Origin of the sequence: Haloferax sp. S1W, assembly GCF_044593955.1 — an archaeon.
In the GTDB taxonomy this organism is placed as follows: Archaea; Halobacteriota; Halobacteria; order Halobacteriales; family Haloferacaceae; genus Haloferax.
In genome coordinates this window covers 118724-134244 of sequence record NZ_CP172596.1, presented here as the reverse complement: position 1 = coordinate 134244, position 15521 = coordinate 118724, and the positions used below count along the sequence as shown (strand labels likewise).

Sequence of the window (15521 nt, the reverse complement as noted above, 5' to 3'; positions counted from 1 at the left end):
TGAGGGTTTCTTCGCGGTGCTTCGGGTTTCCGTAGTGAATCTCGGTGGTCTGGGTGGAAACTAAATCCGATTCCTGTCAGTGTGTCCTGCCCCGCTTTTGAGGAGTCCCGTCCGCGTAATTCGAACCTCCCATAATAGGATATCTGTCTAATGAGACGCTATCCCCACATTTTGTTGGACTTACTATGATAGATTCTGAGGAACGCACGGCGAGAAGCGAGTGGGGAAAGCCGATTTGGCTTCTCGCTCGGGTGGGTCTCGATTCGGTTCGGGATGAGGAGTCGATGCCGACGCACTAACTGTTGGGCGGTCGGCCTGAGATTATATCCGTCTGACCACCGAATTACCTCTGTGAACGTGTATGTCTGAGGACCAGAACCAAGCCGGGGAGGTGTCGAGCGAGTCGCCGGAGACGCCGCCCGTGTCGCTGGACCCTGAAGTCGACGTTGGGACGACAGAAGACGAGGTGACGGTCCTCGAAAGCGGGACGGAACTCGAACGGACCATCGACCTGCGTGGTGGACTCGCCATCGGCGTCGGGACGATGGTCGGTGCGGGTATCTTCGTCTTTCCGGGCATCGCCGCGGGAAACGCCGGTCCCGCAGCATCCGTCTCATTTACTATCGGTGCGGTCATCGCACTGCTCGTGGCGTTGCCAACGTCCGAGTTAGCGACGGCGATGCCAAAAAGCGGCGGCGGGTACTATTTCATCTCCCGCGGCATGGGCGCGTTGTTTGGTTCCATCGTCGGAATCGGCCTTTGGCTTGGTCTCGTCTTCGCGTCTGCGTTCTACCTCGTCGGGTTTGCACAGTACGCGACGGCGGTCTTCGCAGAGATAGGGGCCCCGGTGGCGGTGCTCGAATCGCTCCCGCTCATTCCGGTCTTGGGAATCGGGTCTGGGATACTGTTGACCGGCTTGAGCATGTTCGGGACGGAGAACACGACGAAACTGCAAAACGGAATCGTGAGTCTGTTGCTCGGTATCTTGGTCGTCTTCCTCCTCTACGGGGGACTCGACACGCTCGGAGTGTTCGGCCGTGAGACGGTGCCGGAGCAGTTCATCCCATACGGGACGCTCAATATCTTTACTACGGCAGCACTGGTGTTCACGTCGTACCTCGGGTTCGCACAGGTTGCGACTGTCGCAGGCGAGATAACCGAACCGAGTCGAAACCTCCCGCTCGCGATGGTCGGGTCGGTGGTGGTCGTGGGTATCCTCTACGTCGTAACCATCATCGTCTCGACGGGTGCGTTCGGCAGTGCGCGACTCGCTACGTTCGGTGAGACGGCTATCGTCGAAGTCGCGCGGTCGTACCTCGGATTCCCCGGTGCCGTGGCGATTCTCATCGCTGGCCTGCTCGCGACAGTATCCAGTGCTAACGCTTCGATACTCAGTTCCTCGCGGGCGCTGTACGCGCTCAGCAGGGATGCAATCGTCCCGCGTCAACTCGGACGAGTCAACCTCGCATACGGAACGCCACACATCGCGCTCGGACTCGTTGGCGGGCCGACGGTGGTTCTCGTGGCGGTGGGGCGGACCGAAGTCCTCGCCGAAGTCGCATCGTTCCTCCACCTCGTCACCTACGGACTCATGTGCGTCGCGCTCATCGTTCTCCGTCGGTCGAATCCGGCGTGGTACGACCCGTCGTTCAGAGTGCCGGGCTATCCAGCCGTTCCCATCCTCGGTGCGCTGGCGAGTTTCGGACTCGTCGCCTTCATGCAACCGTTGTCGCAGGTTATCGGGGTCGTCGTTTCCGTCGCCGCGGCCGTCTGGTATCTGGGGTATGCTCGGGACGTTCGCCTGAAGGGGGTGCAAAAAGATGCGTGACGACGTTCGTGTGTTGGTACCGGTCGAAATCCTCAAAGGCGAAGTCATCTCCGAGCAACTGCTTCGATTCCTCTCGCGGGGGACAATCGTCGTACTCGCCTACCACGAAATCCCCGAACAGACGGCACCCGAGCAGGCCCGCGAGCAGTTCGAATCGAAGGCCCAAGAGGAACTTGCGGATCTCGTCGAAACCATCGAGTTGTTCGGCGGTACGGTCGAGACGCGATTGGTCTTCACCCACGACGCGGAGCAGACAATCGAACGCGTCACAATCGAGAGCGACTGCGACGCCGTGTTGCGCTCGAACCCGACGCCGCCTATCGAACGCCTTCTGGTCCCGGTCAAAGAGCAAATCAACCTCGAAACTATCGCGAAGGTCGTCGCGGCGCTGAGTCAACAGCCATCACTCGATATCACACTGTTTCACGCCGCCAGCGACGAGTCCAAAGGCGCCGACGGAGAGGAACTTCTCGGGGCTATCTCAGACGAACTCGTCGTCAGAGGCGTCCGACGGGACAACATCTCTCGGGTCGTTACTGCCGCCGAGGCACCGCTTCGTGCTATCATCGATGCCGCCGAGGACCATGATATCATCGTCATCGGCGAGGCGAAACCGACGCTTAGAGAGCGACTCTTCGGCGAGACCTCGAAGCGAATCGCCGATCAGACCGTTGGACCGGTGTTAGTCGTTCGTCGGCCGCTCGAACCGGACGACGAGGAGTAACGCCACCCTCGAACTGCTGGCAGAAAGCGGGATTCTTCGCTTTTACTTTTGGTCGTGGTTCTGGTCCCGGGTCGGTTTCTGTTCTCGCTTCGGCTATTACCGCAGCGCCCGTGTTTAGTACGAGCAATATTGGAACAATTTATAGTCATTTAGGATTGTTTAGGATGTTTACAAATTCTACAAATTTTAAAATTTCTATCTGGAATTGGGAGTGTCTGTTCTGTATGGGCGCGCCTGTCCCCATACAATTCGAGGGTCAACCAGCTAATTTAGTGTCTTAGAAAACCATGTTTGGTGGGTAATCCTGTAGTGTTGTTCAAAATATAATATACTGACTCGTGATTTAGTCATCACTACTGACTGCTTTCCTCAGGTGTGGAAAACGGCTAGTTAGGTGTGAACGCTTACTCGTCGGTAGAACACTCGCACCCACCGCGTTCGACGAGTTCGTCGAACCCGTACTGCCGCCCGCAATCGGCACAGAGCATCTGTACGTCCACGAGCACTTCGGGAGAACCGATGTCGACATCGCCGTTATTGGCGGCCGATTCGATGGCACTCTCCGCGACAGCAGCGAGTCGCCCGCGGAGGCGCTGAACGCGCTCGGTCGGGTCGCTCCGCCGCCGTTCTTTCGAGGCACCGCGGAAGGAAGTCAGGTAGGTGTGAACCGCCTGGTGAGAGACAAAATTCGAACGCAGTTGGTCTACGTCGACGCCCGCGCGTTCGAGTCGCCCGCGCGCTCTGGTTCGCTCACCGCCAGTCACGTCGTCGTCTGTCAGCGCTTGGTACAGTGATTCGACCTCACCGCTGAGGAGGTCGAGTCCGGCGTCCATCGCTGCTGCTCGAAGCAACTCGTGGTTGAACACCGTCGCGAGCGAGCGGAGGCTCTCGGACTCTTCCTCGTCGGTCCATCGTTGTTCCAACTCCGCGCCGAACCCGTCCATGTCGTACGATTCGATGAGACGACCGACTTTGGAATTAGTTGGGTCCGTCCGTTCGGTTGTCATACATAGACATGATGGCGACGAGCAAAATAAGTCTGACCATTACACCTGTACTGGTGTAATCATCTGCGAACACTTATGTGCTACGAGTCAATGGATGAACGCATGACTGTTACGAACCGGCCAGTTGGCGTTTCCGTCACGGCCCGGAACATCGGCGGTATCGAAGACACACAGGTTTCGTTCGAACCCGGAATTACCATCTTAGTCGGTCGCAACGCAACGAACCGAACGTCGTTCCTTCAGGCCGTCATGGCTGCTCTCGGGAGCGATAGAGCGTCTCTGAAGGCTGACGCAGACGAGGGTGAAGTGTCTCTCACGCTCGGCGACGAGACGTACACGAGATATCTCAAGCGAGAGGGGTCGAGCATCGTCACGCGTGGTGACCCGTACCTCGAAGACGCAGAACTCGCGGACCTCTTTGCGTTCTTACTGGAGTCCAACGAGGCACGACAGGCCGTCGAACGCGGCGATGACCTGCGGGAACTCATCATGCGGCCCGTCGATACGACCGCTATCGAGGCCCAGATTACGCAGTTGGAAGCCGAGCGGCGGCAGGTAGACGAGCAACTCGGCGAAAAAGACTCCATCGAACGAAACATCGGTGAACTAGAGCGCCGTGAGGCGGAACTCGGGACGAAAATCGAGGACGCGCGCGAGCGACTCGAGGAACTGGAGGACGAAATCGAGTCCACAGAGCGCAGCGAGAGTACCGAGGACAACGAACTGCTCGACGAACTCAACGAACTCCGGTCGACGCTCGAAAACGTTCGGTTCCGTCTGGAGACCGAACGCCAGAGCCTCGAAGCCCTCCGAGACGACGAAAAATCGATTCGTCAGAACCTCGCGGACCTTCCCGAGGAGACGGCTGATTCACCCGAACAGCTCGAATCGAAACTCGCGGACAAGCGCGAGGAGGTGCGGGCGCTCGAATCGAAGATGAACGAGATTCAGAACATCGTTCGGGTGAACGAATCGATGCTCGCGGAGTCCGACGACGACATCGGTGACGCACTCCGCGGCGACGACGATTCCAGCGGTGCCGTGACAGATCAGCTTCTCTCCGACGAGCAGGTCGTCTGTTGGACCTGTGGTTCCGAGGTTTCGCCGGATACTATCGAATCGACCATCGAACACCTCCAGTCGTACCGTGCGAGTCTCGCTTCGGACCGGCGCGAGGCACGTGACGCGATAGACGACCTTTCGTCGCGCCTCGACACCATCGAGGACCGACGAGAGCAGCGCCGAGAACTCGATTCGCGACTCGAACAGACGGTTGCCGAACGGGAGGAGACCGCTGCACGAATCGACAAACTCGAAGCACGGCAGTCGGAACTCCGCGACGAAATCGAGGACATCGAGGCCGATGTCGAAGACACCGATGACGAGGCTGACGAACTGGTCGAACTTCACTCGAAGGCAAACCGGGTCGAACTCGAACGCGAGCGCCTCGAAGACCAGCGCGAACAGGTTCGAGAGCGCCTCGAGGACGCCCGTGCGCGACTCGAACGGCTGAAAGACCTCTCGACTCGCCGGGAGGAAATCGACGAGGAGATTCGCGAACTCCGCGGCCGCATCGACCGAATCGAAGCCGATGCCGTCGAGGCGTTCAACGACCATATGGAGCGCGTCCTCGAAACACTCGAGTACGAGAACATCGAGCGTATCTGGATCGAACGCATTCACCAGGAAGCCTCCGGACGAGGCCGCTCCGGTGAACGCCGGGAGTTCAACCTCCACATCGTGAGACAGACCGAGTCGGGGTCAGTCTACGAAGACACCGTCGAGCACCTCAGCGAGAGTGAGCGGGAGGTCATCGGACTCGTCTTCGGGCTTGCGGGCTATCTCGTCCACGATGTCGCCGAACAACTTCCGTTTATCCTCCTCGACTCGTTGGAGGCTATCGACTCCGAGCGCATCGCCGCGCTCGTCGAGTACATCCACGAACACGCCGAATACGTCGTCGCCGCGCTCCTCCCGGAAGACGCATCGGCACTGAACGACGACCACGAGCGTATCATGGAAATCTAACGAACGAGGAATATTCGAACCGAATTCGACCTGATTTCTCTCTTCAACGCCAATCCGGAAGTCGTTCTCTCCTCCGGGTGTTCAGCCTTTGTGAAGGACTGGGTGACCGCGGCAGTGCTGTCGCTCACTAGGGGCACGTCGCGCTGACAGCCACTGTCCCGTGTTATCACCGCATCGAAGACGGGTATCAGAACTCGTCTCTCTCGTGGGCGATGACCAGATTGCGGTAGAATCGTCGGGAGACGCGGGCAGGTTCGGCAGTGTCGTCACCCAACGTTTCGATGACTGCTTCCCCGGACGGTGACGAGTCGTCAGCCTGTGCGGCGAGTTCGCGGGCTAGTTGCGGCGTGACCTCTGGATGAAACTGGATTCCAACCGCCGGTGCGTCACGGAGTGCAAATGCCTGAACCGTCTCTCCTCGCCGGGCTAATACGGACGAATCGTCCGGAACCTGTGTCACGTGGTCGAGATGCCAGAGGAACGTCTCGAACTCACTGGGAACGCCCTCGAAAAGGGGGTGCTCACGTCCGTGGTCCGTCAGTTCGACGTGTCTGTATCCCGCCGCACCGACAGGGAGACTCTCGACGCGCCCGCCGAGCGCGCTCGCGAGGAGTTGGTGTCCGAAGCACACTCCCACGGTCGGTCGTCCGGCGGCCACCCGCTTTCTGACGTCGGCTTGAACTTCCTCGACCCACTTGTGGTCGCCGTCGAGGCGGACGTACGACCCTGTCAAGACGACGATGTCGAACTCGTCGACGTTCGGGAGGCCGTCACGCGCCGAAAATCGTCTCGTCTCGACGTTCGTGCTCGAGGTATCCGCTAACACAGACTCGATACCGCCCGCGTAGTCCACGCGACTCGGTGGGGTCACGAACGCGATACTGGTTTCTTCGGGGGTCTGCACAGTGGACATGTGTCTAAAACTACGCGCAATATTTGGTAAATAACTTTGGATTGTAAAATTGTTTGACTTCTGTTATACTCGTCGACCGAATGCGGCAGAGCAGCAAGTACGTTCATGTACCTGCGGTTTTGTCACTTCCAGTTCTGGTCTCTCGTCTTCTTCAGTCAGAGTTCTACATCAGACTGTGCAAAAATCTAACAATTTCTAAAAATTGTAAAAAGTGTAGAATTTGCTTTCATGGATACTGAAACGGATTTATTCTTGGTAGCTACTGTTAGCTCAATTTTCTTCGTTCGGAACTTTACTACTGGACAGTGGTGCACTGCAGCAGGCCGACCGATACGAATCCGGGTTTCGAACGAGTTTGCAGTCACGATAGCGATGGGCAACAGTGTCGCCGCAGTCGTCACACAGGAGGACGTACTTCGGTGTGGTAAACCGGCGGACTCGAACCGGTGCATCGACCGAGTTGGCGCGTCGTTTGAATGCCGGCCCGTGGTCGGTCGTTCCGTACGCTTGGAACTGCTCGATATGGACGAGTTCGTGGCGGAGAGTCGCTTCCCACTCGTCTCTGTCGAACGATTCGAACGCTCGCCACGAGAGTGACACCGTACACGCCGGGTAGTCACCGACGCAATCGACTGGCTCGGATTTTGTCTCCCATGCGATTGGCTCCCCGACCGATGCGCCGTCGATTTGCGGTGTTTTGACGGCAGCAGCTCGGCGTTTAGCGCGGGTTGAAACCTCCCACTCGACCGGGAAGAGAGCGACATCGAATCCGTACGTCTCGATAGCGTCCGAACAGTACGCTCTCGACCACCGAATCAACGCGTCGTGCGTCGTTATCGAATCAAATCTGTCAGCAAGTTCATGGTCGTCGTGACCCACGATTTACTTCGGTGTTTTCAGTCGGATAGTATGGATGTTTGGATTAGCCCGGGTGACGAGTTGCCAATTGTTTTCAATACCACTCCCGGAAAATGAACGATACCGTAGTGTTGAGCTTTGCTACCACCGAATTACTGCGGACATAGTGGTGTTCCAACCTCTCTCCACGATGGGCTTTCCGCGCCGTCATCGAGTTATTTCTGAACTACCAACTCATCACACTTTTACAAATCGTACGACAGAGAGACACTATGTTTATATGCTAGTCTCAAATTAGGATTGTTGTCCAGATTCTGATGACGGAAGCTCTCTCCGAACTAATATGACTTGGCAACATACGATATTCGCATATCCAACCCTCTTTGCTACTTTCGTCTCGGTACTTCTCGGCGGCTACAGTTTCAGGTATATCCTCAAAAACGGACGGACGCCCGTTCTCTCGACGTTCCTTGCGGTGAACGTCGGACTCGCGTTGTGGACCGGTTTCGCTGCGGTCAAACTGTTGAGTACTGACCCGGTGGTGAAGTTGTCGATGTACCGTCTCCTCTATCTTGGTGTCGCACCACTCGGTTCGTTTGCGGTTTTGTTCGCCCTCGCGTACACCGGCCGCGACCAGTGGCTTCGAGCACCGGTAATCGCCGGATTGCTCGGTGTTTCTGCGCTCTATCTGGTGCTTTTATTCGTGAACCCATTCGGGGTTGCATTCGAGTCGACGCGGGTCTTCGAAGCGAACGGCCTCGTCGTGATGCGCGTCGATGTCGGTATCGCACATCTCGTGTTACAGACGTTCTATAACGCGTTGCTCTCCGTGGCGGCGGTCGGTATCATCGGCTACGAAGCGATGCGACTCGGTCGGTCCTACGTTCCGCAGGCCATTCTGGTTAGCACCGGTGTCGCCGCACCGTTCATCTTCGTCGTGCTCTCGGCGCTCGGCGTGCCGCCCTTTCAGGCCGACGGCGTGAACCTCATCCCCACCTCGGCGGCAGTTACCTCGACAGCACTCGGCGTCGCTATCTTCAGATATCGGTTTCTGGACTTACCGCCGATTGCCTACACGACTGCGATGGAGGAGTCGCCCGATGGGGTTCTCGTCCTCGATACGAACGACCGAATCGTCCACGCGAACGACCGAGGGTCGAAACTTCTCGCGAGTTTCGACGCTGCACTCGGTGACTCGGTCGACGAGGTGTTTCCGGACTTCGAACTTTCCGCACAACGCAACGACAGCCTTCGAATCGATTTAGACGGCAAGAACTCGGCGTTCCTGAGCATTCGGTCTCAGCACCTCGTCAGCCAAGAGCGTGTCGTCGGGTGGGTAATCATCCTCAGAGACGTTACCGAACTTCACCAGCAAAAACAGATTATCGAGGAACAAAACGAGAAACTCGCGTTGCTCAATCAAATCGTCAGCCACGACATCCACAACGATATGAGCGTCGTCCTCGGTAACGCCCGTCTCGTCGAAGAGATGGTCGACGATGAGGTGGTCCAATCGCGCCTGGAGACGATGATTCGAAACAGCGAGCACGCCGCTGAACTCACAGACACCGTTCGAAACCTCATGACGACGATGCGTAACGACGACGACGAGACGACGAGACCTGTCTCTGTCGGAAGCATTCTCTTGAGCGAAGTCAATTCGGTCCGCGCGGGGAACAAATGCGCAGACGTGAGTCTCCCAGGAGATCTCGATGACGTTCGAGTGCTGGCCGACGACATGCTCGGCACCGTCTTTCGGAACCTCCTGACGAATGCGATTCGACACAACGACACGGACGTTCCCGAAATCGACGTGACTGTCGAGGCGGAACCGGCCCACGTAGTCGTTCGAATCGCCGACAACGGACCGGGAATCCCCGACGACAAGAAAGACGAGATATTTGGCCGCGGGAATAAAGGTCTCGAGAGTCCCGGCGCAGGTATCGGACTGTACCTCGTCGACACTATCGTGACGGGATATGGTGGCGACGTGCAGGTCGTAGACAACGACTCCCGAGGTGCCGTGTTCGTCGTCCGTCTCCGAAGACCTGACAGTCGCGAGTCCGACGAGCTAACGAAGAAAGCACTTGGCTCTTGATAGTTCCCGACAGAGTAGTTTGATCGTGACTAAACGTATCAATATATGAATATAATTTGTGAGTGAATAATTGCAGTGGCACTCTGTCAGTGGTACTCACGTGCCACCAGTGAAAACTGCGCCCACACATCAAATACCGGTGTCTATCACTTCCGAACTGGTGTTAACCAATTGCTCAAATCTTTCCTATTTTGGTGAATATTGGCGGCTTAACTCAAAAATGAGATAATTATGTTCAATATTGATTTCTATTAGACATGTGCTTTGTATTCCAGCTCCCGTGTGACTGGCAATTACACTAATACAACTGTAACGGTTTTGTTCGTTCATATCGAGATGATGACAATTCCTGAGGTTGAGATGTGTGGGTATCTGAGTTTGGTACCGCAGCAATGGATTTTAATATTAAGATATCTGATACCTGTGGGTTCGAATCTTGTTCGCGGCGGCCGAGGCACTGTCCAACTCTCTTGGATTCCAACTCCTAGTGGCGGCCGGAACTCAACTGTTGGTCGCCACGTTTGGTCCACATTACTTGGATTCGGTTGTTCAGAGAAACTACTTGAATTCCCCCGTTCCGAGAAGCGAGACGGTACGATAGCCGACCGCTCTGTGCGCTTTGCACTTCGAATTCAGTTTTGCGTTTGGCTGTATTTATCGACCCACTCTTTCAGCGTGATTCCCATCGCGGACTGGGTGATGGCGTTCGAGGAGGCGGAGTTCGCGCTTTTGACGAGTTCGGCTTCGAGGGTTCGGGTCGGTACTTCGCCGAGGAAGTGCGGAATCGCACGCTGGACTGCCAGCGGGCATCCGACTTCGTGGGCTAGCGCGTACCCGGAAATCGAGTGGGGAATCTCCTCGTTAGCGTACCGTTCGCGGTCAGTGCCATCGAGCAGTTCGGCATCGACGTGGTCGACGTACTCGTAACACTTTCCCACATCGTGGAGCAGACACGCCGCGACGATGACATCGATGTCGGGGTCTGCACCGTGGAAGTCGCGCTGAACCTCGGCGGATTTGAGCGCGATTTTCGTGACGCCGCGGACGTGTTCGACGTTGGTCACTTCGTGGATGTTCCACGCGTACGGGATGTCGTTGATGTCTCGCCACCCGCCTCGTTCCAACCCGAGCACCCACGCCTCGACGACTTGCGCTCGGAGTTCGTCGTCGTCGATGTCGTCGAGTTCCGGAAAGGCGTCTCGAACTTGTCTCTCGTAGCTCGGTTTGTGTGTTTCAGTAGCCATCGTCGGTTTCAATCGCGTTTTTCACGAGTCGTTCGTGGCCGATAAACCGCGGGCGCTTTTCGATAGCGAGGAAGTTGTCGACGTCTTCGCGCGCTTCGGCGGCCTTGCCACCTTTGGCCTCGTAGTCCCGGGAGCCTTCGCTCCCCAGTGCATCGTATAGCTTGTCGATATCGTCGAAGTAGAGTTCGGCGATACCGTCGAATTCGGCATTTTCAGGGTCCGTCGGAACTACCTGACAGTATCGGACGACTCCCTCTATCTCCTTTGCGATGGGTGTGTGCGTGTTCTGCCAGTGGTCGAGGAACTGCTCGTGAGTCATCCCATCTTTTCGGACGAGGAACGCCGAGTGCTTGTACAGACCATCGGTGTCACCGTCGACTTCGTCCTTGACGACACGCTCTTTTCCAATCAGGCGCGGACGGCGCTCCACGTCGAGGAAGTTATCCACGTCACGTCGAGCCTTCGCCGCTATCTCTTTCGTCGGGTCGTAATCTCGCGACCCTTCGCTTCCGAGTGCCTCGTGGAGGTCGTCGAGCGTCTCGAAGTAGAGTTCCGCCAGGCCGTCGAACTCCGCGTGCTCCGGTTCGGTCGGGAGAACCTGTTGATATCGGACGACACCCTCGATATCCTTTGCGATGGGTGTATGCGTGTTCTGCCAGTGTTCGACGAACGCTTCGTGGGACATGTCCGACTGACGCACGAGCAGTGCGACGTGCTTGTACATGGATGTAGGCCTCGTAGGGGTGTCTATTAAAACGTGAGGAATCAGTAAGAAAGTGCGGTTTCGACCATCTTGGACCACCTTCAGAAGCCGACCGTTTCGAGGATACCGTCTTGAATCCGCACCGCTTGCGGTAGGTAGTAGTCCTCGACGCTGTGGAGCGGCATCGGCGCGTCGAATCCGGTGATGCGCTTGATGGGCGCTTCCATGTAGAGGAGTGCTTCCTCCTGAATCGTCGAGGAGACTTCTGCGCCTAACCCCGCAGTCTTCGGTGCCTCGTGGACGATTGCGGCACGGCCGGTCTTCTTGAACGACTCGACAATCGTCTCGGTATCCAGCGGCGACAACGTCCGTAGGTCAACGACTTCGACATCGATGCCGTGTTCGTCTGCGAGGTTGTCCGCGGCGATGAGCGTCGGACGCGTCATCGCCCCCCACGTGTACACAGAGATGTCGCTTCCTTCTCGAAGGACCGACGCCTCTGAGAGTGGCACTTCGTAGCTCCCTCTCGGAACCTCTTCCTTGAACGCCCGGTAGATGAGTTTCGGTTCGAGGAACACCACCGGGTCAGGGTCGCGGAGCGAGGCGATGAGGAGTCCCTTCGCATCGTACGGCGTGCTGGGCGAGACAACCTTCAGCCCCGGTTCGTGGGCGAAGAAGGCTTCCTTGGACTCCGAGTGGTGTTCCGGGGCACGAATCCCGCCGCCGTAGGGTGCCCGAACGACCATCGGAACCGAGTACTGCCCGTGACTCCGACTCCGCAACCGGGCGGCGTGACTCACGAGTTGGTCGAACGCCGGGTAGATGAACCCCATAAACTGCATCTCGGCAACCGGACGAAGTCCGGAGAGTGCCAGCCCGATTGCCGACCCGACGATACCCGACTCTGCGAGCGGCGTGTCGATGACGCGCTCCTCGCCGAACTCCTCGTAGAGCCCATCAGTCGCACGGAAGACGCCGCCGTTTTTCCCCACGTCCTCGCCCAACACGACGACATCGTCGTGCTCCGACATCTCCGTATAAAGACCGTCGCAGACCGCCTCGACGAGGTTGAGTCGGTCGAGCGACGAGTCGGCATCAGGGGCCGTCGCCGAACTCATTCTAACACCCCGTTGAACGGGTCGTCACCATACTTCTCGCGGAGGGCGTCGAGTTCGTCCCGTTGTTCTCGAAGCCGGTCGGGCATCTCGTCGTACACGTACTCGAATATCTGATTCGGGTCGGATTCAGCGCGCTCGGCTTCTGTTATCGCATCGCTGATCTTCGATTCGATGCGCTCGTCCATCTCGGCCTCGATGTGCTCGTCGAGCAGTCCCTCCTTGTACAGGAACTTCTGTAAGCGGTCGAGGGGGTCCTTATCCTTCCACTCGTCCGCTTCGTCGCCGTCACGATACACTGACGGGTCGTCGGCAGTCGTGTGGGCACCGTAGCGATAGAGGACTGCCTCGATGAGGGTCGGGCGACACTCGCCGCCAGACGGGTTCTTTGCCTTGTTGAGTGCTTCGTTCGTCACTTGATACATGGCAAGTGGGTCGAGACCATCCACGCGGACGCTCTCGATACCGTAGGCCTGTGCCTTCTGTGCGATGGTTTCGCTCGCCGTTTGGCGCTCTCGAGGGACGGAAATCGCCCACTGGTTGTTGTTGCAGACGAAGACCGCCGGAACGTCGAAGACGCCAGCGAAGTTCAACCCTTCGTGGAAGTCGCCTTCGGACGTTGCCCCGTCGCCCAGGTGACACAGCACGGCGTGGTCCGTCTTTCCTTGGAGCTTGTGTCCCCACGCCATTCCCATCGCCTGCGGAACCTGCGTCGCGATTGGGATGTATTCGGGCATGACGTTCACGCCGTCGGGGACTGCATACCCTTCCCGGAGTCCACGGAGTGGCTTCAGGAGCGACGCCAGCGGGACGCCGTGGACGTGCTTCGCCGCGTGTTCGCGGTAGGTTGGGAACAGCCAGTCGTGGTCGTCGAGTGCGTAGCTCGTCGCAACCTGCGCGCCCTCTTGTCCCGTCATGGGTGCGTACGTGGCGATTCGCCCCTGACGCTGGATGCTGATTGCCCGCTGGTCGAATCGGCGTGCGAGTTTGATGTCTTCGTACATCGATACCAATTCGTCGGGCGAGAGGTCTGGCATCGCCGCGTTGGGCAGCAGGTTGCCGTCCTCGTCTAACACCTGAATTGGCCGCTCGTCTGCCGCGACTGGTCTGCTCGTTTCGTGCTGGTCGAGTTCCTTTTGTGCGCTCATTTTGGTGGTGGTCTGATATACCGGTGGTTACTCTGCCATCTGTACCACAGGCGGTCTGGGCACCCACAGGGCCGCTGGGAACGGGAACCTTTGAGTTATTTCCAGAGGGTGTGTCCGGTACGAGGCCATCCGCCGCCTCGCATCGGAGCGATTGTTGTCAGTTTAAATGTAAGGAGAAAAATCGCGCTAAAAATGGAATCCAGTCGCTGGATTGGCTCGGTTGCCGCGCGAATCTCTGGCTCACTGACAGACACCATATCTATCTCCATTGTGGGGTGTTAACTTAATAGTTCTGTGAGAATTAATCACAATGATTGTTGATGACAGTCCATTCGTCGAGAGACGGACAATCTACTCTGTCTTTTGGGGATTCTGGGATGGAGTCTCCCGTTCTGTCCAGCGAATAAACGCAATGCACGGGACCGCAGTCAGGAGCGTGACGACGAGAACGTCCACTGATTCGGCTGCGTAGCCGGCGAGCTGCAGCGTGTCGGTGTAGAAGGAAAACAGCAGGAACGTCGGGAAGACAGACCCGATTGCGTATCGCCACGGCCGAGCGAACGGGCGCGAGAAGCGACCTGCTCCCGTGAGATACTCGTCGACAGCAGCTGGCCCAAGTGCCCACGCTGCATAGAACAGCATCCCGGTCAGCCCAAATAACATGAGCAGGCTGACGAGTTGGTCGGCGACGAACCCGAACACCGCCGCGTGAAATGCGTTTGGAGCGCCCGTCGCAACGACGATGACGAAGACACCTCGCGTAACCCGCGACCGTTTGAACCCGAATTCGTCGACGAGGACGGACACGGGGATTTCGAGCATACTAATCGAACTCGTAATCGCGGCGAGCAGCACGACGAGGAAGAAGGTTGCCCCGATGAGTTCGCCAGCGGGTAGATTCGCGAACGCACCAGCAATGCTGACGAAGAGTGCCCCCGGTCCGCCACTCGTCGGGCCGTCAGCATACGAAAAAAGCAGTGGGAACACGACGAGTCCGGCAAGAATACCGATTCCGAGGTTGAGGAGTGCAATCGCCGAGGCGTCGAAGGGAAGCGACCGGTCCTCGTCGATGTAGGACGCGTAGGTAAGCATCGTTCCACCGCCTATCGAGAGGGTAAAAAGCGCCTGTCCGGCCGCCGAACCGAGGATAGAGAGGAAATGCTGTGAAAGATACTGCCCGTCGAACGAGAGGAAAAACTGGTACCCTTGCGCTGCGTTTGGCTGACTGAATGCCCAAAGCGCCATGGCACCGAGAAGCAGTACAACGCCGGGCATCATCGCTTTCGTCGCGGTTTCGATGCCCTCTCTCACACCGACCATCACGATGAGTGCGGTCACGATGAGAAACAACACCTGATACTGAAACGCCTCCATTCCGTAGTTGACCGCCTCGAAGTGGGCAGCCGGATGTGCGAAATACGCGCCCGTAAAGCTCTCTAAGAAGTATCTGAGAATCCACCCTCCGACGACGCTGTAGAACGAGAGTAACACGACCGACGTGAGGACGCACATTCCACCGAGCAGTATCCATCCCCGAGAACCTGCAAGCGATTTGAACGCGCCGACTGGATTCCGGTTCGACCGCCTTCCGATGACGAGTGTCGCCAGTAACCCAGGGACTCCGACACCGAGCACGATACAGAGATACACCACGAGAAACGCACTACCTCCGTTCTGCGCAGTCATCCACGGAAAGCGCCAGATGTTCCCGAGGCCGACCGCACTCCCCACCGCAGCGAGAATAAAGCCTATGCGACTCGCCCACGTGTCACGTGCCATACAACAACACACATCGAGGGTATCGTACTAAACTCTTCTCGTGGGTGGGAGACGCCTGAGTTGATTGGCGGTGTTG

12 protein-coding genes are annotated in these 15521 nt (G+C 57.6%); 4 read left to right on the top strand and 8 right to left on the bottom strand.

Going from position 1 to position 15521, the window contains the following annotated elements:
- Positions 1–361: 361 nt before the first annotated feature.
- On the top strand, positions 362–1828 hold the full coding sequence (locus ACH9L7_RS16775; protein WP_396613589.1) for an APC family permease: 1467 nt from the start codon (positions 362–364) through the stop codon (positions 1826–1828).
- On the top strand, positions 1821–2552 hold the full coding sequence (locus tag ACH9L7_RS16770; protein WP_396613588.1) for a universal stress protein: 732 nt from the start codon (positions 1821–1823) through the stop codon (positions 2550–2552). The genes ACH9L7_RS16775 and ACH9L7_RS16770 overlap by 8 nt, the downstream gene beginning before the upstream one ends.
- Positions 2553–2956: 404 nt before the next feature.
- Here the strand turns inward: ACH9L7_RS16770 and rdfA are convergent, their stop codons facing one another.
- Entirely contained in the window at positions 2957–3559 is a 603-nt protein-coding gene (rdfA, locus tag ACH9L7_RS16765; protein WP_396613587.1) for a rod-determining factor RdfA, read from the bottom strand.
- Positions 3560–3661: 102 nt separating this feature from the next.
- Between rdfA and ACH9L7_RS16760 the strand changes: the two genes are divergently transcribed.
- Positions 3662–5587 (top strand): archaea-specific SMC-related protein, encoded by a 1926-nt coding sequence (locus ACH9L7_RS16760; RefSeq protein WP_396613586.1) that lies wholly within the window; start codon positions 3662–3664, stop codon positions 5585–5587.
- Positions 5588–5774: 187 nt separating this feature from the next.
- Here ACH9L7_RS16760 and ACH9L7_RS16755 read toward each other — a convergent pair whose 3' ends face one another.
- Entirely contained in the window at positions 5775–6500 is a 726-nt protein-coding gene (locus ACH9L7_RS16755) for a type 1 glutamine amidotransferase (RefSeq protein ID WP_396613585.1), read from the bottom strand.
- A 270-nt stretch (positions 6501–6770) separates the two neighbouring features.
- On the bottom strand, positions 6771–7379 hold the full coding sequence (locus ACH9L7_RS16750; RefSeq protein ID WP_396613584.1) for a SprT-like domain-containing protein: 609 nt from the start codon (positions 7377–7379) through the stop codon (positions 6771–6773).
- Between the two features lie 322 nt (positions 7380–7701).
- Between ACH9L7_RS16750 and ACH9L7_RS16745 the strand changes: the two genes are divergently transcribed.
- Positions 7702–9456 (top strand): histidine kinase N-terminal 7TM domain-containing protein, encoded by a 1755-nt coding sequence (locus ACH9L7_RS16745; protein WP_396613583.1) that lies wholly within the window; start codon positions 7702–7704, stop codon positions 9454–9456.
- A gap of 632 nt (positions 9457–10088) precedes the next feature.
- On the opposite strand, the gene ACH9L7_RS16740 is transcribed toward ACH9L7_RS16745, so the two are convergent.
- The 5 genes from ACH9L7_RS16740 to ACH9L7_RS16720 all read right to left on the bottom strand — a co-directional run bounded on the left by ACH9L7_RS16740 (position 10089) and on the right by ACH9L7_RS16720 (position 15445).
- Positions 10089–10700 (bottom strand): HD domain-containing protein, encoded by a 612-nt coding sequence (locus ACH9L7_RS16740; protein WP_396613582.1) that lies wholly within the window; start codon positions 10698–10700, stop codon positions 10089–10091.
- Positions 10690–11424, bottom strand: a complete 735-nt coding sequence (locus ACH9L7_RS16735) for an EthD family reductase (RefSeq protein ID WP_396613581.1) — start codon at positions 11422–11424, stop codon at positions 10690–10692. Before ACH9L7_RS16735 ends, ACH9L7_RS16740 begins: the two co-directional genes overlap by 11 nt.
- Positions 11425–11504: 80 nt before the next feature.
- Positions 11505–12521 (bottom strand): alpha-ketoacid dehydrogenase subunit beta, encoded by a 1017-nt coding sequence (locus ACH9L7_RS16730; protein ID WP_396613580.1) that lies wholly within the window; start codon positions 12519–12521, stop codon positions 11505–11507.
- On the bottom strand, positions 12518–13666 hold the full coding sequence (pdhA, locus tag ACH9L7_RS16725) for a pyruvate dehydrogenase (acetyl-transferring) E1 component subunit alpha (protein WP_396613579.1): 1149 nt from the start codon (positions 13664–13666) through the stop codon (positions 12518–12520). Before pdhA ends, ACH9L7_RS16730 begins: the two co-directional genes overlap by 4 nt.
- 351 nt (positions 13667–14017) lie before the next feature.
- Positions 14018–15445 (bottom strand): sodium-dependent transporter, encoded by a 1428-nt coding sequence (locus ACH9L7_RS16720; protein WP_396613578.1) that lies wholly within the window; start codon positions 15443–15445, stop codon positions 14018–14020.
- Positions 15446–15521 lie beyond the last annotated feature (76 nt).